At 58.6% G+C, this 24,208-nt stretch carries 22 protein-coding genes and 1 riboswitch; of the genes, 17 read left to right on the top strand and 5 right to left on the bottom strand.

Annotated features, from left to right (window positions below):
* Nucleotides 1–139 precede the first annotated feature (139 nt).
* Entirely contained in the window at nucleotides 140–424 is a 285-nt protein-coding gene (locus tag E2K80_RS11475) for an alpha-L-arabinofuranosidase C-terminal domain-containing protein (protein ID WP_274379266.1), read from the top strand.
* 242 nt (nucleotides 425–666) lie between these two features.
* Nucleotides 667–879: riboswitch (cobalamin riboswitch) on the top strand.
* Between the two features lie 478 nt (nucleotides 880–1,357).
* On the opposite strand, the gene E2K80_RS11480 is transcribed toward E2K80_RS11475, so the two are convergent.
* Complete coding sequence (locus E2K80_RS11480) at nucleotides 1,358–2,026, bottom strand: hypothetical protein (protein ID WP_135375131.1); 669 nt, start codon at nucleotides 2,024–2,026, stop codon at nucleotides 1,358–1,360.
* A 58-nt stretch (nucleotides 2,027–2,084) separates the two neighbouring features.
* On the opposite strand from E2K80_RS11480, the gene E2K80_RS11485 reads away from it, so the two are divergent.
* Genes E2K80_RS11485 through E2K80_RS11500 form a run of 4 tightly spaced genes read left to right on the top strand, consistent with a single transcriptional unit; the run spans nucleotide 2,085 to nucleotide 6,932 of the window.
* Entirely contained in the window at nucleotides 2,085–3,617 is a 1,533-nt protein-coding gene (locus tag E2K80_RS11485; RefSeq protein WP_135375132.1) for an ABC transporter substrate-binding protein, read from the top strand.
* 31 nt (nucleotides 3,618–3,648) lie between these two features.
* Complete coding sequence (locus E2K80_RS11490) at nucleotides 3,649–4,587, top strand: ABC transporter permease (RefSeq protein WP_135375133.1); 939 nt, start codon at nucleotides 3,649–3,651, stop codon at nucleotides 4,585–4,587.
* Nucleotides 4,584–5,459 carry an ABC transporter permease gene (locus E2K80_RS11495; protein ID WP_238475508.1) on the top strand — a complete coding sequence of 292 codons (876 nt, stop codon included), beginning with the start codon at nucleotides 4,584–4,586 and terminating at the stop codon, nucleotides 5,457–5,459. Before E2K80_RS11490 ends, E2K80_RS11495 begins: the two co-directional genes overlap by 4 nt.
* Entirely contained in the window at nucleotides 5,460–6,932 is a 1,473-nt protein-coding gene (locus tag E2K80_RS11500) for an ABC transporter ATP-binding protein (RefSeq protein WP_135375134.1), read from the top strand.
* Here the strand turns inward: E2K80_RS11500 and E2K80_RS11505 are convergent.
* A complete protein-coding gene (locus E2K80_RS11505; protein ID WP_135375135.1) occupies nucleotides 6,892–8,214 on the bottom strand; it encodes an MFS transporter in 1,323 nt (440 codons plus the stop codon). The genes E2K80_RS11500 and E2K80_RS11505 overlap by 41 nt on opposite strands.
* 610 nt (nucleotides 8,215–8,824) lie before the next feature.
* On the opposite strand from E2K80_RS11505, the gene E2K80_RS11510 reads away from it, so the two are divergent.
* The 12 genes from E2K80_RS11510 to E2K80_RS11565 all read left to right on the top strand — a co-directional run bounded on the left by E2K80_RS11510 (nucleotide 8,825) and on the right by E2K80_RS11565 (nucleotide 20,744).
* Nucleotides 8,825–9,265 (top strand): cupin domain-containing protein, encoded by a 441-nt coding sequence (locus E2K80_RS11510; protein ID WP_135375136.1) that lies wholly within the window; start codon nucleotides 8,825–8,827, stop codon nucleotides 9,263–9,265.
* Nucleotides 9,266–9,279: 14 nt separating this feature from the next.
* The gene (locus E2K80_RS11515) at nucleotides 9,280–10,764 is read left to right on the top strand and encodes a flavin-containing monooxygenase (RefSeq protein WP_135375137.1); all 1,485 of its coding nucleotides are present in this window, start codon (nucleotides 9,280–9,282) and stop codon (nucleotides 10,762–10,764) included.
* A gap of 2 nt (nucleotides 10,765–10,766) precedes the next feature.
* Entirely contained in the window at nucleotides 10,767–11,588 is an 822-nt protein-coding gene (locus tag E2K80_RS11520) for an alpha/beta hydrolase (RefSeq protein ID WP_135375138.1), read from the top strand.
* A gap of 67 nt (nucleotides 11,589–11,655) precedes the next feature.
* A complete protein-coding gene (locus E2K80_RS11525; RefSeq protein WP_135375139.1) occupies nucleotides 11,656–12,432 on the top strand; it encodes a GntR family transcriptional regulator in 777 nt (258 codons plus the stop codon).
* Complete coding sequence (locus E2K80_RS11530; protein WP_135375140.1) at nucleotides 12,416–13,249, top strand: tryptophan 2,3-dioxygenase; 834 nt, start codon at nucleotides 12,416–12,418, stop codon at nucleotides 13,247–13,249. Before E2K80_RS11525 ends, E2K80_RS11530 begins: the two co-directional genes overlap by 17 nt.
* Nucleotides 13,249–14,451, top strand: a complete 1,203-nt coding sequence (kynU, locus tag E2K80_RS11535) for a kynureninase (RefSeq protein ID WP_238475509.1) — start codon at nucleotides 13,249–13,251, stop codon at nucleotides 14,449–14,451. The genes E2K80_RS11530 and kynU overlap by 1 nt, the downstream gene beginning before the upstream one ends.
* A gap of 178 nt (nucleotides 14,452–14,629) precedes the next feature.
* Nucleotides 14,630–15,778, top strand: a complete 1,149-nt coding sequence (locus tag E2K80_RS11540) for an ABC transporter substrate-binding protein (RefSeq protein ID WP_135375141.1) — start codon at nucleotides 14,630–14,632, stop codon at nucleotides 15,776–15,778.
* A 67-nt stretch (nucleotides 15,779–15,845) separates the two neighbouring features.
* A complete protein-coding gene (locus E2K80_RS11545; RefSeq protein ID WP_135375142.1) occupies nucleotides 15,846–16,766 on the top strand; it encodes a branched-chain amino acid ABC transporter permease in 921 nt (306 codons plus the stop codon).
* Entirely contained in the window at nucleotides 16,763–17,746 is a 984-nt protein-coding gene (locus E2K80_RS11550; protein ID WP_135375143.1) for a branched-chain amino acid ABC transporter permease, read from the top strand. The genes E2K80_RS11545 and E2K80_RS11550 overlap by 4 nt, the downstream gene beginning before the upstream one ends.
* Complete coding sequence (locus E2K80_RS11555; RefSeq protein WP_135375144.1) at nucleotides 17,739–18,488, top strand: ABC transporter ATP-binding protein; 750 nt, start codon at nucleotides 17,739–17,741, stop codon at nucleotides 18,486–18,488. Before E2K80_RS11550 ends, E2K80_RS11555 begins: the two co-directional genes overlap by 8 nt.
* Nucleotides 18,485–19,174, top strand: a complete 690-nt coding sequence (locus E2K80_RS11560) for an ABC transporter ATP-binding protein (RefSeq protein WP_135375145.1) — start codon at nucleotides 18,485–18,487, stop codon at nucleotides 19,172–19,174. Before E2K80_RS11555 ends, E2K80_RS11560 begins: the two co-directional genes overlap by 4 nt.
* Nucleotides 19,175–19,760: 586 nt before the next feature.
* Entirely contained in the window at nucleotides 19,761–20,744 is a 984-nt protein-coding gene (locus tag E2K80_RS11565) for an ABC transporter substrate-binding protein (RefSeq protein ID WP_238475510.1), read from the top strand.
* A gap of 74 nt (nucleotides 20,745–20,818) precedes the next feature.
* Here the strand turns inward: E2K80_RS11565 and E2K80_RS11570 are convergent, their stop codons facing one another.
* The 3 genes from E2K80_RS11570 to E2K80_RS11580 are packed head-to-tail and all read right to left on the bottom strand — an operon-like array spanning nucleotide 20,819 to nucleotide 24,172.
* The gene (locus E2K80_RS11570; RefSeq protein ID WP_168193171.1) at nucleotides 20,819–22,417 is read right to left on the bottom strand and encodes a glycoside hydrolase family 32 protein; all 1,599 of its coding nucleotides are present in this window, start codon (nucleotides 22,415–22,417) and stop codon (nucleotides 20,819–20,821) included.
* 59 nt (nucleotides 22,418–22,476) lie between these two features.
* Complete coding sequence (locus tag E2K80_RS11575; protein ID WP_210405376.1) at nucleotides 22,477–23,331, bottom strand: carbohydrate ABC transporter permease; 855 nt, start codon at nucleotides 23,329–23,331, stop codon at nucleotides 22,477–22,479.
* Nucleotides 23,324–24,172 carry a carbohydrate ABC transporter permease gene (locus E2K80_RS11580; RefSeq protein WP_135375149.1) on the bottom strand — a complete coding sequence of 283 codons (849 nt, stop codon included), beginning with the start codon at nucleotides 24,170–24,172 and terminating at the stop codon, nucleotides 23,324–23,326. Before E2K80_RS11580 ends, E2K80_RS11575 begins: the two co-directional genes overlap by 8 nt.
* Nucleotides 24,173–24,208: the final 36 nt, after the last annotated feature.

The raw sequence follows: 24,208 nt of genomic DNA on the forward strand, positions 1-24,208 counted from the left end.
CAGCCCGCCCGGGTGAAAACTCAGCCTGCGCGTACCCGCATGACGATGTCCTGACCCATGGGGCTGCCGTCTGTGGTGTCTGAGCGTCGATTGCCCGGGCTATGATGTCGAGTTTGCCGACAACGTAAAATATCTTGATATTTCATCGGCCTATGACGAGGAAGAGGGTGTCATGACCTTCTTCATGGTCAACCGGCATCTGACCGAGACGCTTGAGACCAGCATCAATCTCGCGGGTTTCGGCAATGCAGGGCGGATCACCCTTCACGAGATGATCCGCCATGACGATCTTGAGGCCGTCAATACGGCCACCGCCCCCGACACTGTCGCGCCCCGGCCTGCCACGGGCGCCGATCTTGATGGCAGCACCGTTAACATCGCCCTGCCGAGCCTGAGCTATCAGGTTCTACGCATCAAGATCTGACAGAGGAGGAGTTCATTGGCGGGGGCCCGTGCGAAACCGAGGGTGTTCTCGGCATGAAAACACCCTCTTTCATCAGTGAAAAAGTGTCTATCAGCCCGCAAGCATCCAGGCGGCTTGTTTCAGACCTCGAATTGAGGGGTCGTGTTCAAATCTTCCTCAGTGTGCCGCTACAGCAGCCCGCCTTTGATCTGAGACATGACATATTGCCAATGTCCCGGGGTGTTGCTTTAGTCTTTCGAATATGAAACTTAGATCTTGATGGTTTCTGGCGTCCCAAGTGTCGTCTGGAATGAAAAGGGAACACGGTGAGTAATAGCCAACAGGCACCGAATCCGTGACTGCCCCCGCAACTGTGAGCGGTGAGCGAAGCCGAAATACCACTGGGACAATTCCCGGGAAGGTTGGCCTAGCCATGATCCGCGAGTCAGGAGACCTGCCATCTTATAGAAACTCAACCCAGGCGGGGCGTCTGGCAGGAGGCTAGAGATGGCAATACCAGCGCAAGCTGAACATAAATCTGGTTTTCCCACGCCCTCGCCGCTGTGCGGAGGGAGCGATGGACCAGGTATCTTATACAATCAAAGATGTGCAATCCTGTCCGATTAGAGGACGAACTTGCGAGACCAGTTTCGATCTGACGACAAAGCTCTTAGCGGCGATGGCGGCTGCGGATGGCTGCATTGCCGAGGATTTTTCAATCAACGGCTGCGCGGCTGTAGACAGGTGCAGGCAACGGTGCCAAATCGGCTGTGTCGGATCGTGCAGAGAATGTCAGGTATTTGGTGATTTAAACGCGGGCGAGGATGTCATTGCATTTGCAAAAGGAGAGCTTTCGGCAGCAGCCCTCAACCGCGCGCATCCCATAGCAACGTGCACCGCACGGGGGCTGTCTTGACCGATCAACATGCAGTGCTGTTTGTCATCTCGGCATATTCACTCAGCAACCGCGCTTTTGACCGCCTGGAAGCGGCCTGCAAAGCAGGTGCAGATGGTCCTGTGCGTCTGATCCGGCTGGAAGGCACCGGGCCAAGCCTGACCGATATGCTCGTGTCCCTCCGCGCAGAGGGGTTTCGGACCATTCGCGTGCAGCCGCTGGGCGTACCCTTCCCCGAAGGCCTGATGAAGTGGTTGCCCGGTGTCATCGCAGACTGGAGGACCCGCGGTCAAAATGCAGATACGACAGTTGAACTTGGTCCTGATCTGGCAACTGATGCGATTCAGCTGGCCCAGTTCGCAGCCGCAACACTTGCGCACCCACAACCCGCAACATCCGTGGAGCAGGTACGTCCCAGCCTTGGGAAACCGGGCTGGAACACACCGCCGGACTATGATTTTCATCTGCTGGTCTGCACCGGTCCGCGCTGTGCGATCCATGGTGCGAGGCCTTTCGTTCAGATGCTCAAGGACGAGCTGAAACAGGCGGGTGTTTTTGATCGCTGTCTGACGACGCGCACCGGCTGCATTTTCCCCTGCAACAAAGGGCCCATACTGGTCCTGTATCCGCAGGGTCACTGGTTCCGGCTGCCGGATCGCACGGCCACCCGCCGGTTTGTCGAAGACGTGCTTGTCCAGGGTGGCAACGCTCCTGATCTTCGGTTTCACACTGCAAAAGCCGCAGTGGACCCTCACTTTATCAATCCCCCGAAAAGGAAACACTTTCATGAACTTGCGTTCAATCCTGGCTGGCACGGTGCTGGCTCTTGGTGCGGTTACCTCGGTGCCCGCTGTCGCCGAAGACACGATCATCAATATGGCCACTGGCTTTCAGATCCGGTCCATGGACCCTGTCGATCAGGGGTTCTGGATGCAGGAATTTGGCCAGGGGGAGCTTTTGATGAAGTTCCAGCCCGATGGGTCCATTACGCCCTGGTTGGCCGAAAGCCTGACCCGTATCGATGATACGACCTGGGTCATCACGATCCACGATGGGGTGACATTCCAAAACGGGCGCGCGATGGACGTGCCTGCCGTTCTGGCCTCAATCGCGTATTTCCGTGAGCGCAGCAGCGGCACACAGGCCGTTCTCCCCGCTGTGGTGACCTTCACCCAGACCGGCCCGTTGGAGATTACGGTGCAAACCGGTGTTCCCGTGCCCGAATTGCCCAATATCCTTGCCCATGAAAGCCGCCTGATGATGATCGACGTCGAAACCGTTCTGGCGGTTGGCGAAGACTACGATCACCTGATCGGCGCCGGGATCCATACCGGCCCCTACCGTCTTGTCGCATTGGATGACCAACGCATGATCGCCGAGCGGTATGACGCCTACTGGCAAGGTCTACCTGCGATGGAGGGTGTCGAGTTGCGCTTCGTGTCGGACGTGAACGCGCGTATTCTTGCCGTGCAAAACGGCGAGGTCGATATCGCACTTTATCCGCCTATTTCCGCGGCACCCGTCTTTGCCGCAACCCCTAATCTCAACCTTGCTCTCGGAGCGCCCTCGACCGGGGGCTTCATGGGGGTGATGAACGTCACGGACGGGCCGTTCGAGGATATTGCGGTGCGCATGGCCGTGATGGAGGCGATCAATTATTCCGAGATCGCAGACGCTGTTTTCCACGGCGCAAAGATACCTGCGACGGGGCTATACAATCCGCGATTTCCCTGGGCTGTCGAAAACTATAGCTTTGACATGGGCGCGGCCAATGCGCGGCTTGATGCGGCGGGATGGGTCCGTGAAGGTGACACCCGCACCCGCGATGGCGAGACCCTTGAACTGATCTTGATGATCTATCCCCAGCAACCTGATCTGGTGCCGCTGAGCAATGCGGTGCAAGCCTATCTTGCGGAAATAGGCATCGCGTCCAGTATCATATCGGTCGACAGTATCCGCGAAGCCGCGCTGAATGATCTGGTCGAATGGGATCTTGCGATGGTCGCGACAGGAACCGCGACCGTTGGGGCCGTGAGCGGGTTCTTGAACCGTTATGTCGCATGCGAGGGGGATCGAAACTATGGCGGCTATTGCAACGTGCAAATGAACAGTCTGATCGACCGGTTGGATGAAACCGTGGACCCGGACGAGCGGGCGGTCATTCTGGCGGATATCCAGCACATTCTGGTCGAAGAGGATCCGTATGCATTCGCCCTGACAATTCTTGTGGAACGCGCTTTGGTCAGTGATGCCTGGTCTGATTACGTGCCGGGCGTCGCCTGGCATCACATCAGCTGGCAAACTGCGCCCAACACGTGATCGAAAGCCACCTGCACAAAGGCGCCCCAGCGTGATCACCGCAACGGTTTGGCGGATCGTCCAGGCGATTGCGACGGCATTTGCCGCCAGTATTGTCGTCTGGGCGATCCTGCCCTTGGCACCGGGCGATCCCGCGACACGCGTATTGCTGGCGCGCGGTGTGCAAGACCCGACCGCCGCCGAGATCGAGGTGGCGCGTGAAGTTCTGGGCCTTAACAAACCGCTGCTCGTGCAGTTCTGGGATTGGTTGGGGCGGGTGCTTCAGGGCGATCTGGGGCAGTCCTTTACCAGTCGTGGCTCGGTCACCGGTGAAATTCTTGATCGCTTGCCCGCGACATTGATCCTGCTGGGAACTGCGCTGGTTGTCTCGATTGTACTGTCGATGCTCCTTGCGCTTGTTGCCGCCTACTATCGTGACCGCTGGCCAGATCGTCTGATCCGGTTTTATACGCAGATCGGCGCCTCGCTGCCGACTTTCATATTCGGGTTGCTGGCGCTGCAATTCATTATCGTCGGCTTCAATATAGGCCGGGTGCTGTCGGACGGGATTTGGACAGCGGCCCTGATCCCGGCGTTCATCATCGGGATCGACCGTGCGGCAGGCTGGACCCAGCTTTTGCGCGCCGGCCTTCTGGAACAGATGGCCAGCGGCTACGCCGATGTGGCCCGCACCCGTGGTGCAACGGAACGGCGTATCCTGTTGCGCCATGCCCTGCCAAACGCGGTTTTGCCATTTCTGACAGCCATCGGTGTCAGTATCGGCGCCCTGATCGGCGGCGCGCCCCTGATCGAGGTTATTTTCACCTGGCCCGGCCTTGGGGCCTATCTGCTGGAGGCGCTGACCGCTCGCAACTATCCGGTTATCCAGGCCTATGTTCTGATCGCTGCAGTGTCGTATGTGACCGCTGCCTTGCTGATTGACCTGCTTGCGCTGGCGATGGACCCCCGCTTGCGCGAGGGCCGAAGATGAGCTTGCTGGACCTCACGCGCCCCAAAGTTGCGCCCTTCGTCGGTGACCGGCGCATCGTCTTGCGCCTGTGGCGGCATAGGGCCGGTCGGCTAGGCATTCTGCTTGCCATGGCCGTGCTTGGTTTTGCCATCATCGGCATGTTCTGGGCGCCACACGCGCCGGACGTGCCCAACTACATCAACGCCATGAAAGGCCCCAGCCTGTCGCATCCCTTCGGTACCGACGCCACGGGCCGGGATATCTTCAGCCGGGCGATGGATGGCGCGCACCGCTCTATCGGTGCGGCGATGTTCGTTTTGGGGGCCGTCTTTGCAATTGGATTGGTCCTGGGCACATTTGCGGGCCTTGCGGGTGGGATCATAGACACGCTTATCATGCGGATGGTCGATATCGCACTAACGCTTCCGGGACTTGTGTTGGCCTTCGCGGTGCTCGGAATTCTGGGGCCGGGCTTTCTCAACCTGTTGATTGCGCTGATCGTGGCGGATTGGGCGTGGTATGCACGGCTGGCGCGGTCCATGGCACTGAATGCACGCCACAAGCCCCACGTCATCGCGGCGCAGATGGCGGGTATTCCACACTGGCGCATTATTCTGGGTCATATCCTGCCCGGCGTCGCTTTGCAGCTCGGGATTATCGCGACCCTCGCGCTTGGCGGCATGATCGGTGCGATCTCGGGGTTTTCGTTTCTGGGCCTCGGCGTGCAGCCGCCCCATGCCGAATGGGGGGCCATGTTATCGGAATCGCGGCTGTTCTTTTCCGTAGCGCCCTGGCTTCTTGTCGCCCCGGCGGCGCTTATTTTCCTTTCAGTTCTGGCGGCGAATTTACTGGGCAATGCGCTGCGTGACGTGGCCAGCCCAAAGGAACACTAGATGGCGCCTGTTCTAGACTGCGATGGCCTGACCATCACCTATCCTTCGGGTGAAACGCCTGTGCGCGATGTCTCGTTTCAGGTGCATCCAGGAGAGTGTTTCGCTTTGGTGGGCGGGTCGGGCGCAGGGAAATCGACGATCGCCAAGGCGTTGATCGGCTTGCATCGCAAGGGTACGCGCGTGACCGGAGCACTGCGTCTGAATGGGCATGACATGACCACCGCTGACAGGCCGACATGGCAAGCGGCACGTGGCCGGCAAGTCGGGTTCATTGCACAAAACCCATGGGCGGCCTGTGATCCGCTACGCACTGTGCGTGATCATGTGGCAGAGGCTTGGCGCAGCCACGGCCTTGCGCCGGACTGGCACGACATTGCGCGACGTCTGGAGGGCCTGGGTGTGGATCAGGCGTCTGGGCGTATGGGGCAGCATCCGCATACTTGGAGCGGTGGTATGCTGCAACGCGCGTCAATCACGGCAGCAGCGGCGCTGGACTGCCCGCTGATCATCGCGGACGAGCCGACCAGCGCCCTTGACGCGGACCGCGCGCAGGCGGTGATGGATGCCTTGCGTGCGCTGGGGCGCGCTGTTGTATTGATCAGCCATGACGTTGAACTGGTCTTGCGCAACGCCGACCGGATCAGTGTTCTGCACGATGGACGCTTGGTGGAAACCGGCACATCCGAAACCTTGCGACGCGCGCCGGTGCATGCCGAAACCCGTCGCCTGTTAAGCGTGCTCGCGCCGTTTCCAGCCCGCCCCGCAATCCCTTGCCCTGCTTCGATACTGCGTCTGTCGAATGTCGCTGTCCGGTATACTCAAGGGCGCATCAATGCCCTGAGCGGCGTATCACTGGAGATCGCAGCGGGTGAAATCGTCGGGCTGCAAGGGCCGTCGGGCTGCGGGAAATCCACGCTCTTGCGGTTGGTCATGGGATTGGAAAAGCCAACGTCCGGCGAGATATTCCGGAGACCCGAGCTTTCGAATCCCGCGGCTGTTCTGCCTATCTTTCAGGACCCGGTTGCCAGTCTGGTGCCACACTGGCCGATCTGGCGCTCGGTTGCCGAGCCATTGACCGCACCCCACAGGCCCCGCATTGCGCGTGCCGTTGCCCGGGACCAAGCCCAGGCGGCCCTCGCTTCCGTCGGTCTGGAGAGGATCGACCCCGAAGCCCGCCCCGCCGAACTTTCCATTGGCCAGTGCCAGCGGGCCGCGATTGCGCGCGCGATGATCGCACGGCCCGCATTGATCACCGCCGATGAGCCGACAAGCGCCCTTGACGGTCCATCGACCCACAAAATCGGCCTGTTGCTGCGCGAAGCCGCAAAGGCAGGCACGGCGGTGTTGATGGTAAGCCACGATCATGGCCTGCTCAGCCGGTTGGCGGACCGTATTGTCGCAATGACACAAGGGCGTACACCCCCCGCCCCGATTAACGATGCGCGGGCCAGCTTGGGTGCAGATCGTCAATGACGAACGGGTGATGGTGACCATCATGTTCTTTCATGTGCGGGTGATCCTTCGACAGCTCGGGATGGCTATGCGCGATGACCAAAGGGTCGGGATCGGGCCATTGCCTGTGTGCGATGATCAGCCCGGCAAAAGCCAATGCGCCCAGAACCACCAAGGCAAGCTGCACGCCTGCCCATGTCAGAAGTGCTCCGGCCAGCGGGTAGGTGATCAGCCAACACAGATGAGACAGCGCAAATTGCGCCGCAAAAAGGGAGGTGCGGTTCTGTGTATTTGATGAGCGGCGCAGCAAACGGCCCGATGGGGTGAGGATGGTCGAATATCCAAGGCCAACAGCAAACCACGTCACCAAAATAGCGGCCCAATTTAGATCGAACAATGCGATCCAGACCGCCAGCGCAATCAGCGCCGTTCCCATCAGCGCTGCGGCCGGTAACATGATCGACCTGTCCGATACTGCTTCCAACGCACGCGGAACCCATAATGCTGCAACCATTGACCCTGCACCAAACGCCGCCATCGTCACGGCCAGGTCACTTTGCGACAAGCCGAGATCGCCTTGAATCAGAATGACGGTATTGACCAGAACCATCGCACCCACCGATGAAACGGCAAAGCAAAGTGCCAGAAGGGCACGCAATCGTGGCGTGGCAAAATAGGTGCGTATGCCGCGTGTCGTCCGCTCGTAGATAGAGCGCGGAGGGCCGCCTGCAACGACGTAAGGTATCACCACCGACCCGACAAGAACCGCCGAGACAAGAAACCCGGCGGAGGTCACTGAAAAAAGGACATCAAATCCCACCAATGTCAAAAGTACCGCCGCCAGAAGAGGGCTAAACATCGTTTCCAAATCATAGGCAAGACGCGACAGGGACAAGGCCCGCGTATAGTCTGCCTCATCTGTCAGAATATCGGGAATAGTCGCTTGAAACACGGGCGTGAAGCTTGCAGAGGCAGCTTGCAGCACGGCGACCAGCCCGAAAACCTGCCATACCTCAGTCACGAACGGAAAACACAGCGCCACCGCCGCCCGGACCAGATCAAGCGAAACCAGTATGCTCTGGCGTGGTAGATTTTCAGCGATAGCGCCTGCGATTGGTGCGATGGCAACATAGCAGATCATCTTGACGGTGAAGATCCCGCTCAACACGAGCGCTGCGTTGCCGCCACTCAGATCAAATGCCAAAAGTCCGAGTGCAACCGTCGAAAGGCCAGTGCCAATCAATGCAACAATTTGGGCTGCAAACAGATGGCGAAACTGTTTTATCGCGAGTATCTGCCACAAAAAAGAAATCCTATTGGCAAGTAGGAACTGGGCCTCTCCACACTTATAGTTTGCGCGGGACCGGCCTGTATAGACCCGAAACAGCAACGAAGGGACTGTTGCATTAAAGCCTTTCGAGTTTTCATTGAGACATGATCATCGCTTTTCGCGTTCGACCGAAGGGAGAGGCAGCGAACAAGCGATTCAATGTTAACTCGAAAGGCTATAGGGTCTGTGGACATTCACCTTCGCATGCCCCGCGATATGGGCCAGCGTTTCGGTTCCGTCATACAGATAGTTGAGTGAGGTCTCCCCTCCCGCCCCCGCCACATGATTGGGACGCACCGACAGGGTAGTGTCACGCCGCTCCTACGCCAGTCTGTGATCGCAAAATATCTGTGTCACCTGATGGCGCGCTTCGTTCAGATCACATGTGGCAAGCAGCGGTTGGCTGTGCAAAACTTATGATATGCTTGGTGTATCACATCTTCTGATTGCAAAGCCTACCGGTGAACCGGCTTGTTTCACGTGTAAAGTATCCAAGTCTGAAATAGGTTCGTTTTCTGGATAACCGGTTTATTCAAACCAGTGCAGGCTTCGTGTCGGCACAAGGCAACAAGGAAACCCAAAGATGGACAAAGGGATCACGCCCGCCGCAAGCGGCCTGAATGATGTCAGCTGGAATGTCGTTGGCCACACATATGTGCCGAAACTACACAGCCCCAATGCCTTTATCTGGCACGCCACGATACCCGCCGACACGTTTGTACCGCCCCATATTCACCCCACCCAGGATGAATGGATTATCATGCTGGACGGTCATCTTGAGGTTGAATTCCTGGGCGATGTGCACAAGGCGGGCCCGGGTGACATGATCGCAATGCCGATGGGGCAGGCCCATGGCATCTTCAACCGTTCGGGGGCTGAGGCAACCTGCGTGTTCGGTGTTGCGCCGTCGCGCAAGCTTTATGACCTTTTCACGCAATTGGACGGTGTCACCGACCCTGCCGAACTGGTGCGCCTGTCAGCGCTGCATGAGGTTGATTTCCTGCCTCCGCCGGATGCGGCATGAAGGAGGGGCACAAGATGACACAACGCAAGAAAGTGGCCGTCATTGGCGGCGGCGTCAGCGGGCTGGCTGCGGCCAAGGCGTTTGACGAACGCGGACATCGGGTATGCGGGTTTGAACGCAGCGCGGATTTCGGCGGCGTGTGGGAGCCTTCACGCTCCTACCCGGATGTGCAGACGCAATCCCCCAAGGATCTCTACTGCTATACCGACCACCCGATGCCGGACAGCTACCCGGAATGGCCCAAGGGCCCGCAGGTGCATGCCTATCTGCATTCCTATGCCGCCAAGCACGATCTGGCCCGTCTGTTCCGCCTGAATACAGTGGTCAAAACCATGGATCGGCGCAGCGACGGGCAGCCCGGCTGGACCCTGACGCTGGAGGCGGGCAGCCATATCTGGACCGAGGATTTCGATTTTGTCGCCATCGGGACCGGCCAGTTTTCCGACAAGAATGAACTGGTCCTTCCGGGGCAGGAGGATTTCACCGCAAAGGGCGGCGCGGTGGTGCATTCCTCGGATTACACGGACCCGGCCATTGTGGATGGCAAACATGTGGTGGTGCTGGGTGGTTCCAAATCCGCCACTGACATTGCAGTCAATGCGGCGGGTAACGGGGCGGCATCGGTCACCATGGTGTATCGTAAAAACGTCTGGCGCGTGCCCTATTTCGTGGGCGGGATCAATTTCAAGCGGCTGCTCTACATGCGGGCGCAGGAACAGCAGTTCAACATGTGGGGCAAAACACCCCTGCAACGGGTGATCGCCGCCGTGCTGAAACCGCTGGTCTGGGTGAATTTCCGGGGCCTTGAGACATTGCTGAAGCTGCAACTGGGCCTGAAAAAGCACAATATGGTGCCCGACACGCCGATTGAAAAAGAGGTTTCGTGTTCCGTTCCCATCGTAACGCCGGGCCTGTTTGAAGCGCTGAATGCAGGCACGATCACCCCGGTGATGGGAACGATTGAGCACTATGAAGACGGTGCCGTGCGGCTGAGCAATGGTGATCTGATCCCTTGCGACATGGCCATTCTTGCCGTCGGATGGACCCTGGGCGTGCCCTATCTGCCGCAAGCGTATCAGGACAAGCTGATCGAGGAGGATGGGCAATACCGCGTCTATCGTTTGTCGGTGAACCCGGACCTGCCCGATATGGGCTTTGTCGGTTTCAACTCCAGCTTCTGCACGGTTCTGTCTGCTGAAATGATCGCCAACTGGCTGGTGCGCTATGCGGATGGGCAACTGGCCCGGCAACCCACATCGGATGAGATGAGTGCCAATATCGAGATGATGCTGACCTGGAAACGGAATGAACGCCCAGCCGCGCAGATTTATGGCGGCCTCTGCTCTGCCCCGTTCCATTTCAAGCATTTCGATGAATTGCTGGCCGATATGGGGGCAACGATCCGCAAACGCGGCCCGCTGACCGAACAATTCTCACATCCGAATGCGGCGGCCTATGGCCGGTTCCTGGCCTCAACACCCCAATATCAGGTGGAGTGAACATGAAGACCAAATCCATACAGGATTGGGACGACGCCTTTGCCAATATGGCCTATATACCCGGCTCGGAAGACCTGCCGGACAGATGGACGGCCAGGGCCGCGGCCTATCGCGACAGCGGGGTGCGGATTGAACTGGATTTGCCCTATGGCAAACACCCCCGCGAACGGTTTGATATGGTCTGGCCCGGGGGGGCACCAAAAGGGCTCGTCGTGTTTGTGCATGGCGGCTATTGGATGCGGCTCGACAAATCCTACTGGACCGATCTGGCCGAAGGCGCGCGGGCGCGGGGATGGGCCGTGTGCCTGCCCAGCTATACCCTGGCCCCCGAGGCGCGAATTGCCCATATGACCCGGCAGATCGGTCAGGCAATCACGGTGGCGGCGGGGCAGGTCGCCGGGCCGATCCGCCTGTCGGGGCATTCGGCGGGCGGGCATCTGGTCAGCCGGATGATCTGCGATGATACGCCTTTGGCGGCGGATGTGCTGGCGCGGGTTGCCCATACGATGTCAATCAGCGGTCTGCATGATTTGCGGCCCCTGATGTGGACAGGCATGAATGACACCCTGCACCTGGATGCGGCAGAGGCCAGCGCCGAAAGTGCCGTTTTGCATTGGCCTGCGGGCAATCCGTGCCTGACCACCTGGGTCGGCGGGGGGGAGCGGCCCGAGTTCATTCGCCAGACACAGATTCTTGCTCAGCTCTGGCAGGGGCTGGATGCGGACACGCGCTGTGTGGTGGACGGCACCCATGACCATTTCACCGTGATTGAAGGCTTGAACAACCCGGAAAGTGACATCATCAGAGGCTTTCTCCAAATATAATATACGATTTGTATTTATATATGCGATATTATAGACTGCATATGAATGCAGTCATGTCGAGTCGCCTATGTCAAATTTACAGTCCAAGTCCGATGCACTTTACAGTCAGGTCCGTCAGGACATTCTCGCCCTACATCTGGAACCCGGCGCCCCTCTGCGCCTGTCAGCCCTGTCTGACCTCTATGGTCTGGGTTTGACCCCGCTCAGGGAATGCCTGAACCGGTTGAGCGCCGAGTGGCTGGTGGTGCCCGAACACAATAAAGGATTTCGCGTCGCGCCCCTGTCGCTTGCGGATCTGCTGGATCTGGAACGCAGCCGGAGCACCATTGAGGGGGCGCTCTTTGCCGAGGCTGTTGCCTGCGGCGATGAGGGCTGGGAGGCCAGGGTTGTCGGCAGTTTCCACCACCTGTCGAAAATACCCTTCCCCTCTGTCCTGCACGCGGAAGATGAGTTGGAGCTGTGGGCCAAACGGCACGAGGCGTTCCACGACACGCTGATCAGCGCGGCACCATCCGTCTGGATGCAGCGGTTTCGGGCCATGCTGAATGATCAGTTGCACCGCTATCATCTTTATATCCAGACCGGCCTGCGCGACCTGTCACACAGTCAGCCGGGCACCGCGAACCCGGCGGCCGACGCATTTTCCCAAGCCATGGCGCTTGAACCGCATCAGGCGCTTTACGACGTGGCGCTGAGCCGCGATACACAGGCCGCACCGGCCGTCTTTCAGGCCCATTCCAACCTGTCGATCCAGGCCTTTGAACAACTGGTCGCGCTGCTGCCGGACGCGACAGATTCACATGCGACCCAGACCGGGACAAAAACCTATGACCACAGCCTATGACCCCGCTGGCGATGGCGCCAAAATGTCCTTTTCCAAGGATATGAGCTATACGGATTACCTGTCGCTGGATCCGATTCTGGGGGCCCAGAACTGCAAATCGGATGCCCATGACGAGATGCTGTTCATCATTCAGCATCAGACCTCGGAATTGTGGATGCGGCTGACCCTGCATGAATTGTCGACTGCACGGAATGAACTGATCGGAGGCCGCTTCCCTCCGGCCTTCAAGATGCTGACCCGCGTGGCCCGCATTTTCGAGCAGTTGAACAATGCCTGGGATGTGCTGCGCACGATGACCCCCAGTGAATATACCGAGTTTCGGGCCAAGCTTGGCCAGTCCTCGGGGTTTCAATCCCATCAATACCGATTGATCGAGTTCATCCTGGGCAATCGCAACCGGGCGATGCTGAAGGTACATGAACACCGGCCCGAACTGCACCATATGCTGGGTCAGGAATTGACCACCAAATCGCTGTATCATGTGGCGCTGGACAATCTGGCCGCGCAACTGGGCCTGCAATTCGACCCCGAGATTTACCGGATGGATCAGCCCCATGCCGCAAATGACCAGGTGATGGCGGCCTGGACCACAGTGTACCAATCGCCTCATGAACACTGGACGCTTTATGAACTGGCCGAAAAGCTGGTGGATCTGGAGGATTACTTTCGCCGCTGGCGCTTCAATCATGTCACCACCGTGGAACGGATCATCGGCTTCAAACGCGGCACCGGCGGCACCTCGGGCGTGAAATATCTGCGCCGCATGCTGGAGGTGGAGCTGTTCCCCGAGCTGTGGAACATGCGGGGGCAATTGTGATGACATCCGCCACAGGCAACCTGCCGATGAAAGACCAGTTCGTCCTGCCCGAAGGGGTGATCTATCTTGATGGCAATTCGCTTGGGCCCTTGCCGAAATCTGTTTCCGGGCATCTGACCGGGATGGTCGAGGAACAATGGGGCCAGCATCTGATCACCGGCTGGAATCTGGATGACTGGATGGGGCAACCCCTGCGCGTGGGCAATCAACTGGGCTGCCTGATCGGCGCGCCCGAGGGTTCGGTCGTCATCGGCGACACCCTGTCGATCAAGGTGTATCAGGCGCTGTCTGCGGCATTGCAGATGCGCCCGGACCGGAAAATCATTCTGTCCGACAGCGGCAATTTCCCCACCGATCTGTATATGGCCGAAGGTCTGATTGCGCATATGAATGCGGGCCATGAATTGCGGGTCGTGCCCCCCGAAGATGTGGCCGCCGCGATCACTGACGAGGTCGCGGTGGTGATGCTCACCCAGGTCGATTATCGCACCGGGCGGCTCCATGACATGAACAGCCTGACCAAAGCGGCCCATGAGGCGGGTGCCGTGATGATCTGGGATCTGGCCCATAGTGCCGGGGCGCTGCCGGTGGATCTGGTGGCGTCCGGCTGCGATTTCGCCGTTGGCTGCACCTATAAATATCTCAATGGCGGCCCCGGCGCGCCCGCCTTTATCTATGTCCGACCTGATATCACACCCGATATCGCGCCTGCGCTCAGCGGCTGGCTGGGTCATGACGCGCCTTTTGCCTTTGAACCCTCATACCGGCCCGCGAAAGACATTGAACGGATGCGCGTCGGCACCCCGCCGGTGTTGCAGATGACCGCATTGGAGGCTGCTTTGCGGGTCTGGGACAAGGTGGATATGCAGGATCTGCGCCGCGCCAGCATGGCGCTTTGCGATCTGTTCATCGCCGAGGTCGAGGCGCGCTGCCCTGATCTTGCGCTGGTCAGTCCGCGCGATGCGGCGCTGCGCGGCAGTCAGGTCTCTTTCGCCTTCGAACATGGCTATGCGGCCATGCAGGCGCTGATCGCGCGGGGCGTTATCGGGGATTTCCGCGCGCCCAACATCATGCGTTTCGGTTTCACACCACTTTATATCGACGCGGGCGATGTGCGGCGCGCGGTGGATGTGCTGGCCGATGTGCTGGACAACCGGCTTTGGATCAACCCGGAGTATCAGAAAACCGGCCGCGTTACCTGAAGCAGAAACACACAGGTCTTCTGACGGGGCTACGGTTTGAAATATAAGGCCTCTGCATCACTTGCCATACATTTTAAACTTAAAATATATGGGCTTGAAGTTATATTTCATGCATGTTTTCCTTTTGGAAACAATCAGAATGGTCGACAAAGGGCCAGGACTCAACAAGGAGACATTCATGACCCTGAAATCACTTGCGATGGCAGCCGGGATCGCGGCGTTTGGAACAGCGGCACTGGCCGATGGCCATGAAGGGGAGGTGCGTGTCGGCATGATCACCACCCTGTCCGGGGGCGGGGCTGGCCTGGGCATTGATGTGCGTGACGGCTTTATGCTGGCCATGGCACAATCCGGTGCCGAAAACATCGAGGTGATCATCGAGGATGATCAGCGCCGCCCGGATCTGGCGGTGCAGCTGTCTGACCGGATGATCCAGTCGGAAGATGTGGACATCATGACCGGGATCATCTGGTCGAACCTGGCCATGGCGGTCATCCCAAGCGCCGTCGCCCAGGGCGTGATCTATGTCTCGCCCAATGCCGGGCCCTCGCAACTGGCCGGGCGTGGATGCCACCCGAATTACTTCAATGTGGCCTGGCAGAATGATGCCCTGCATGAGGCCGCAGGCGCTTATGCCAATTCAGAAGGCTATGCAAATTCCTTCATCCTCGCACCCAATTATCCGGCGGGTCAGGATGCGCTGACCGGGTATAAGCGGATGTATGAGGGGGAAGTGGCAGGGGAGCTGTTCACCGAACTTGGGCAGACCGATTATGCCTCGGAAATCGCGCAGATCCGGGCCTCAGACGCGGATTCGGTGTTCTTCTTCCTGCCCGGCGGCATGGGCATCGCCTTTGTGAAGCAATTTGCCGATAGCGGCGTTGATATTCCGCTGGTCGGCCCGGCTTTCAGCTTTGATCAGGGCATTCTGCAAGCCGTGGGCGAAGACGCGCTTGGCATCGTCAACACCTCGCAATGGAACAAGGATATCGACATCCCCGCCAATGCGGCTTTCGTGGAAAGCTTTCAGGCAGAATACGGGCGCCTGCCATCGCTTTATGCCAGTCAGGGCTTTGATGCGGCCAATCTGATCCTCTCGGCTCTGGCCGTCGCATCGCCGGATGACACCGACGCGTTTCGCGCAGCACTTGCCGCCGCTGATTTCGACAGCACACGCGGTGATTTCGCCTTTGGCACAAACCAGCACCCGGTGCAGGATATCTATGTGCGGGAGGTGATCCAGGAAGGTGATGTCTTCACCAACCAGATCATCGGTGTGGCGCTGGAAGATCACGGTGACGTTTACGCGGCCGAGTGTTCTTACTGACCCCTCTCTCAGGGCCTGACGCAGCCATATACGCGGCGCGTCGGGCCCCTATTCGCAAAGCACCGATATGAGTTTCATTCTCTTCGCCGAGCAGGCCCTGAACGGCCTGCAACTGGGTGTGATGCTGTTTCTGATGGCCGCCGGTCTGACCCTTGTCTTCGGGGTGATGGGGCTGATCAATCTGGCCCATGGCTCGCTGTTTATGATCGGGGCCTTCGCGGCGGCGGCGGTGGCGGGGCTGACCGGCTCGTTCCTTTTGGCGCTGGTCGCGGCCCTTGCCGCCTCGGCTGCCGCCGGCGCGCTGGTCGAGGTTCTGGTGATCCGACGGCTGTATAACCGGGACCATCTGGACCAGGTGCTGGCCACCTTCGCGCTGATCCTGATCTTTTCCGAAGGCACGCGCTGGATCTTCGGCTCCTTCCCGCTGTTCCTTGATACGCCTGATTATCTGTCCGGCCCGATCATGCTGCCCGGTGGCATCCAATATCCGGTCTATCGGCTGGCGCTGATTGTCATCGGCCTTGTGGTGGCGCTTGGCCTGTTCCTGCTGATCACCCGCACCCGGCTTGGTATCCAGATCCGCGCAGGCGAAAATGACCGGGAGATGATCGCGGCGCTCGGCATCGACATCTCCCGGCTTTACACCATCGTCTTTGCCCTTGGCGCGGCCCTTGCGGGCCTTGCGGGCGCGTTGATCGGGGCGATCCAATCGGTGCAGGTGGGGATGGGCGAACCGGTTCTGATCCTGGCTTTTGTGGTCATTGTGATCGGTGGTATCGGGTCGATCAGGGGCGCGCTGATCGGGGCGATACTGGTGGGGCTGACAGATACGCTTGGCGGGTTGCTTCTGCCGGCGCTGTTCGGGAGGTTCATGGAGGCCTCCGCGGCCAGCAGCACCGGTTCTGCCTTGGCGTCGATGCTGATCTACATCCTGATGGCGGTGGTTCTGATGGTCCGCCCCACCGGCCTGTTCGGAGCCCGCACATGACCCGGGAACAGGGCGTCAATGCGCTTATGCTGCTTGCGCTTGTGGTCTTTCCCCTATGGGCCTGGGCGGCGGATGAGCCGTTTCTGATCACCCTGACCACGCGGGCCGCGATTCTGGCGCTGGCCGGTGTGGGCCTGAACATCGCGCTTGGGCTTGGCGGCATGGTCAGCCTGGGCCATGCGGCGTTTTTCGGCATCGGCGGCTATGCGATGGGGGTGCTGGCCAGCCATGCGCAGAATTTCGACCCGATCCTGGAAATCCCGTTCCTGATTGAAGGCACCAAATCCATGCCTGTCATCTGGCTGGTGGCGATGGGCGCCTCGGGTCTGGCCGCGCTGATCATCGGCGCGATCAGCATTCGCACATCAGGGGCCTATTTCATCATGATCACGCTGGCTTTTGGCCAGATGCTGTATTTCTTCGCCATAAGCTGGCCCGCCTATGGCGGCGAGGACGGGCTGTCGATCTATGTGCGCAACGGGTTTCCGGGGCTGAACACGCTGGACCCGATCCAGTTCTACGCGATCGTTCTGGGGCTTCTGATGATTGTCCTTCTCTTTGCGGCCCGGCTGGCGAAATCCCCTTTCGGGCTGGCCCTGAACGCTGCAAGGCAAAGTGATATCCGGGTCGAAACAGTTGGTATCTCGCCCTATCGGCTGCGCCTGATCGCCTTTACCATATCGGGCATGATCACCGGACTGGCCGGTGCGCTGTTTGCCGATCTGAACCGGTTTGTCAGCCCCACCATGTTCAGCTGGCAGACCAGCGGCGAAATTATGGTCTTTGTCATCATCGGCGGGGTGGCCCGCCTGTTCGGGCCGGTTGTGGGCGCGGTGCTGTTCATCCTGCTGGAACATCTGTTGGGGGGGCTGTCGGATTACTGGCATATCTATCTGGGGGCCCTGCTTCTGCTGATCGTGCTGTTTGCGCGCGGCGGGGTGATCGGCACGCTGGCCGGGCGGGAGACACCCGATGACTGACCCGGTTCTGCAAACCATCGGCATCCGCAAATCCTTTGGCGCCCTGCAGGCCAGCAAGGATATCTCCATCGACCTGCATCCGGGGGAAATTCACGCCCTGATCGGCCCCAATGGCGCGGGCAAATCCACATTGATCCAGCAGATCGCAGGCGGGCTGCGCCCTGATGCGGGGCAGGTGAGGCTGAACGGGGAGGATGTGACAGCGCTGAGGACGGCGGCCCGCGCAAAGCGGGGCCTGGCGCGGACCTTTCAGATATCGGCGCTGGCGATGGAAGATACGGTGCTGCAAAACGCGGTTCTGGGGGCCACAGGGGCAAGCGGCACCCCGTTCCGGTTTTTCGGCCGTGCTCTGGCACAGCGGCAGATGCGGGAAATTGCCGAACACGCGCTGGAGCAGGTCGGCCTGACCGATCACGCCAAAACCCGCACCTCGGATCTGTCCCATGGCCAGCGGCGTCAGCTGGAGGTTGCCGTGGCGCTGACCCTGTCACCGAAGGCTTTCGTGATGGATGAACCCATGGCCGGGCTTGGCTTTGAAGGCTCAAAGGCCCTGACCGGGTTTCTGGACGGGCTGCGCACAACCGCCCCGATCCTGCTGGTTGAACATGATATGGACGCGGTGTTTGCCCTGGCCGACCGGATCAGCGTGCTGGTCTATGGCGAGGTCATTGCCACCGGCACCGCAGATGAGATCAGAACCGACCCCGCCGTGCGCAGCGCCTATCTGGGGGAAGAGGCATGACGCTGCTCTCGGTCAGCCATATCGCCGCTTTCTACGGCGCCTCACAGGCGCTTTTCGATGTATCCCTGACGCTGGAAGAGGGGCAGGTTCTGGCCCTGATGGGGCGCAACGGGATGGGCAAGACAACCACCGTCAAGACCATCTGCCGGTTGTTGCCGGTGAGCGCGGGGCAGATCCTCTTTGACGGCCATGATCTGGCCCGGTTGCCCGCCTATAAGGCCGCGCGCCTTGGGCTGGGCCTTGTGCCGGAAGGGCGGCGCTGTTTCACCAACCTGACAGTCGGCGAAAACCTGATCGCCGCCGCGCGACCCGGCCATTGGGACATGACGCGGGTTGCCGCGCTTTTCCCCCGCATGGCGGAACGGCGCGACCAACCCGCAGGCTCATTGTCAGGCGGGGAACAGCAGATGCTGGCCATCGGGCGCGCGCTGATGACCAACCCGCGCCTTCTGATCCTGGATGAGGCGACCGAAGGCCTTGCCCCGGTGGTGCGACAGGAAATCTGGACCGCCATCGCCGCCCTGAAACGCGACACGGGCATGGCGATTCTGGTGGTTGATAAATCCCTGCGCGAGATAACTGCGATTGCCGATACGGCCGTTATTCTGCAACGGGGCAAGACCGTCTGGTCTGATGTGATCGGCAGCCTCGAAGACGGGGTCAAGAACCGGTATCTGGGCGTTTGAAACGAGACTGTCCAAGTGTGGCAGCAAGACGATAATATAGGATTGGCGCCCCAAAATTTTATGGGGTATTATTTATACAATGCGCCACATTATAAGTTTTTTATTACATCATGTAAACGGCAATATGCATAAACATAAACCTCGCCCCAATAAAAACAAAACTCTTTAAGACCTGAAATAATTGCGATTGCGGATCAACAACATATTATTACTTGACAATTCCTTCGGTTGCTCAGATCAGTATTTCAGAATTTGTTTTGGAATTTAAAGACGGGCCCCCCCTAAATCTTTAATTCTCCGAATGAAATCAACATGTAACTTTGAGCCAGATACTGCAAGCATTTCCACACCCGCGACAGGGTCAGGAAAACCAGGCCCAGAGTGAACCATAAATCAGACGGCATGCCGTTTTAGACAGGAACGACCGGATGCGCGTCTATCCGGTATAAAGAGGCGATGCATATGACATTCGACCTTCATCTGGAAGATATATTCTGCGGGTATGGAGCGCGTTACTCTTTGATGTTCAAGCCATGCCATCGAGCTGTTCCCGGATTCTGACATTATGCATCTTCCAAACGTTCTGATGGCTGCTTTTGCTGCATCTGTTGCAGCATCCACAGGTCTCTCCCAAGAGACCAGATATCCGCTCACTCTGGAAAATTGCGGTCAGGAGCTCATCTTTGATGCAGCCCCCGAAACAACCGTCACAGTTGGCCAATCCACAACGGAAATCCTTTATCTTCTGGGGCTGGGCAATCATGTCGCCGCAACATCCGTTTGGTTCAACCCTGTCCTGCCGGAGTTTGAGGGCCTGAATGCCAGAATAGACAGGCTATCCGATGATGATCCAAGCTTTGAAAGCATTCTGGAAGAACAGCCTGATCTTGTCACGGTCATGCATGACTGGCTTGTCGGCGAAGACGGAATTGTCGCCACGCGCGAGATGTTTCACGACGCGGATGTTCCCACCTATGTGATGCCAACCGATTGCGAGGAACAGGACAGTCCCGGTGGGGAAGACGCCTTTACACCAGATCAGCTCTACAGGGGCATCGAAGAGCTGGCGAATATCTACGATGCCCGGGAGGAAGGTGCGGCCCTTATCGCTGATCTACAGGCGCGGGAAGCCTCGGCGGTTGCAGGCGTTGAAGCGCTGAACCTGCCAGAGGGCACCTCGGCCATAGTCTGGTTTTCATCTGCGGATATTTATGCCGCCCCTTATGTCGCCGGCCAACAGGGCGTGCCTGCCTATATGATGGACCGTCTGGGTATCGAGAATATCGTTCAATCCGACCGGAAATGGCCCACACTCGACTGGGAGGACATTGCCCTTGCAGACCCCAGCGTTATAATTCTGGCCGAAATGAATCGGCGCCGTTTCGCGGCCGATGATATCGAGCGGAAGCTTGAATTTCTGATGACGGACCCTGTCACACGCAAAATGACCGCAGTGCGCGAGGGGCGGATCATTATCATTGATGCCCACGCCCTGAGCCCGACCGTGCGTGCGATCTATGCCCTTGAAGAGATTGTGAATGCCTTGGCAGAGTTTGATCTGTCAGAGTGATATTTGGTATCCCTTCAAGCTGGCATAGATACGGATTATCCGCCCAAAACCGGTTGGGTAAGATATCGTCACACCTATACGCTACGTGCAGCAACTGACATTTGGGCCTTTCCTGAGACTGCAATGTTTATGTGCGAGGTCTTGCCATAGAACGCACAGGCGAGTGTCGAGCTCCATTCCCCGGCCTGATCGAATATCTCCAACGTCCCGTGGTGAAGCAGAACCCGAACCCCGCCAACGCCTGTAAACGGCACATCAAGCTCTCGTTGATCCATATCGGCACAACGATAGATCAAGGACCGCTCTGAAAGGATGAGGTCCAGATCAATGTCGCCCCCAAGGGTCATATGAAGCGGATCATTCCCTTTGGGGATGGATAACTTGATTTCGAGAATATCGGCAGCGGGTATGGCGACTGGTTCATCATTCGCAGCTATGTCCAGTGTCGGCCCGTCACCGGGGATTCTATATGGCAACACGCTTAGCTGCCTTGACCCGTCCGGCGCATCAAGAAGCGCAAGCTGTCTGGGCCATGTCATGCCACTCTCAAGCTTTTTACCCGCGTGCAACTCGGACCAGTTTGCAACCCAACCCAGACCAATGATGCCTTCAGGGCTGTTACACGCCTGGAAAGCATAGAAATGGGGGCCATGGTCAAGTTCACGTTCGAGATCTGGCGTGAACTGAACACCATCGAAACGCCCAACAAGCGCAAGAGTGACATTTCGGCGGTTCTTTACCTTTGACCGGCTGCCAAGCAGGCTAAAAATCAGAAGCCAGCTTGTGCCTGCATCCTGCGGATCACCGAAAGGCAACAAAACCGGGCATTCCGCGGCAACGCCACCAAACCGGGGTTCACTGTAAAGCACGCCCTGATAGTCCCAGCTTTCATCTTCAGCCTGCCGGTAGAGAAACAGTAATGCCTCGGCCCGGTTTCGCCCTGCCAACACCATATACAGGCGACCATCCGGGCCACGGGTTATAAACGGATCCCGAAAATCCATACGTTCGCGTGCGTCGGCGGGGCGCGCATCAATCAGGACCTCAGGTTCCGCGTCGATCCCGACAAGATCCGACGTTCGGGCACGGCATTGCACCTCAACCTCATCAGCACCGTGGCGATGATGCGTGAAAAACAGATCAAGCCCCGCCCCCTCCGCCGGCCAAGAGCTTCCCGAAAAGGCGCCTCCGTCACCGGGGAAAGCCGGGTCGGGAAACAAAATCACAGGCAGATCGGTCCATGTATAGAGATCCTTTGAAACCGCATGGCCCCAATGCATCCTGTCCCAGGCAAGGCTGGTCGGGTTGAATTGGTAAAACAGGTGAAAGCATCCATCATGATAGCAGAAACCATTCGGGTCGTTCATCCACCCGAATGGCGGACGGAACCCGGCAGGGCCATTCGGATTGCTGCGCCGGGTGATCGGGTCAACATATAGTATCTCGATACCCTTATCGGTCACAGTTGCAGGATCGAAGACATAGATTGCCCGACAGTCTGTATCGTCGCGATTCCATTTCAATTGGGCCGCCCCTGCGGTGTCACAGATATAATGCACCGCAGTAATGCCGGTTTCGGTGGTTTTGAGCCCAACGGTATCCAGCGGTGGAATATGCATAGACAATTCGGCCGTGCCACTGCCACGCGGCCCGATCCACGCATGCAATTGCATACCCGCTTTGGCCGTGAAGGAGAGAGTTTCAGTTTGCCCGTCTTTCTGCATGTGCGCGCTCATCCCTTTACGGCCGATGAAATGAACGAGCTGACAAACCAGCGCTGGAACAGCATGTAGAAGATCAGGATCGGGATCATCATCGTCACCGATGCGGCCATCGCATAGTTCCAGTAAATTTCGTCATTCCCGAAAATCGCGGCAATCGCCACCGAGATCGGCCTTGCATAGCTTGTCTGGGTGATCAGCACCGGCCACAGATACTGGTTCCAGCTTTCGATCCCCATCAGGATCGCGACAGTCGCCGTCGCCGGTACGCTCATCGGCATATAGACATACCGCCAGGCCTGGAACGGCTTGGTGCCATCCAGCGTTGCGGCTTCGTGGATTTCTATCGGGATCTGTGAAAAGAACTGGTAGAAAATGAAGATATAGATCGGGTTGGCCGCCCAGGGCAGAATCTGCGCCAGAAAGCCATCCCCCAACCCCATCCGGGTCACGATCAGCAGAAGCGGCATCATGATGCTTTCCTGCGGGATGATGTAGAGGGAAATGACCGCCGCCAGAAGCGCCGCCCGCCCCCGCATCGAGCCGCGCGCGAGTACATAACCCGCCATCGAACAGAAGATGATGCCCAGGCCCAATGTGCCCACCAGAATGATCAGGGAATTCACCAGATACCGGGCAAAGCCATAGGGCCCCGAGAAGGACATGATCTCTGCGAAGTTATCGAAGCTGGGGGTCGACACCCAGAATGCCCGCCACGATCCCATATCCGCCATGATCTCGAACCGGTCGGTTTTGAGGGAGGCAACAAACAGCATCACAAGCGGGGCGATCAGGATGAGAGAGACACAAATCGCCGTGACAAGCTGCACGGTCCGCAGCGAAACCCCGTTTTGAGACTTAAACATCATACCTCCTTAACGCGCGCCGCTGAATGAGCGTGATAAACAGAACCAGCACGAAAAGGATGACCGAGCCGGCGGCGGCGGCGCCAAGGCGCCCGCGGGCGAAGCCGGCCTCCACGATATAGTGCACAATGGTGTCGGTGGTGCCCCTTGGTCCGCCCTGGGTCAGGATCGCGACCTGCGTGTAAAGCTTGAAGGCCTGAATGGTTGTGACAAGCAGCACCAGCACATGGGTCGGGCGCAGACCGGGCATGGTGACATGCCAGAACCGGCGCAACGGGCTGGCCCCGTCAAGCTTGGCCGCGTCATAGAGATCTTCGGAAATCGACTGAAGCCCGGCCAGATAGATGATCATCTGAAACCCGTAAGCCTGCCATGCGGACAGGACGACCAGCGCGGGCATCGCAACGGAAGGTTCGGCCAGCCAGTCAACCGGGTCCAGCAACCCAAAGCTCAGGATATGGACCAGCTGGTTCGCGGGGCCGGACGGGTATTGATAGATCGTGACCCATATGACGCAGACCACAACCATGGACGTGATCTGCGGCAGAAACATCACCCCGCGAAAGAAGTTGCGGAACGGAAGTGCCGCGTTCAGCAGCATCGCAAGGGCCAGGGCCAGGCCGCACTGAACCGGAATAACCATCAACGTGAACCGGACCACGTTCCAGACCGCCTGCCAGAAATCATCATCTGTCAGAATGCGCTCATAATTCCGAAAGCCCACAAACTGTACCGGCACCGGGCGCGGGATCAGGGGCTGGTTGGTCATTGCTGTCCAGAATGACAACAGGAAAGGCGCAACAAGAAACGTCAGAAGAAGCAGGATTGCGGGCGCAATCATCAGCCATTCCTGCCGCTGAGAGGATGAAGAGACGTT

It is taken from the genome of Rhodophyticola sp. CCM32 (genome assembly GCF_004751985.1).
Taxonomy (GTDB): domain Bacteria; phylum Pseudomonadota; class Alphaproteobacteria; order Rhodobacterales; family Rhodobacteraceae; genus Rhodophyticola.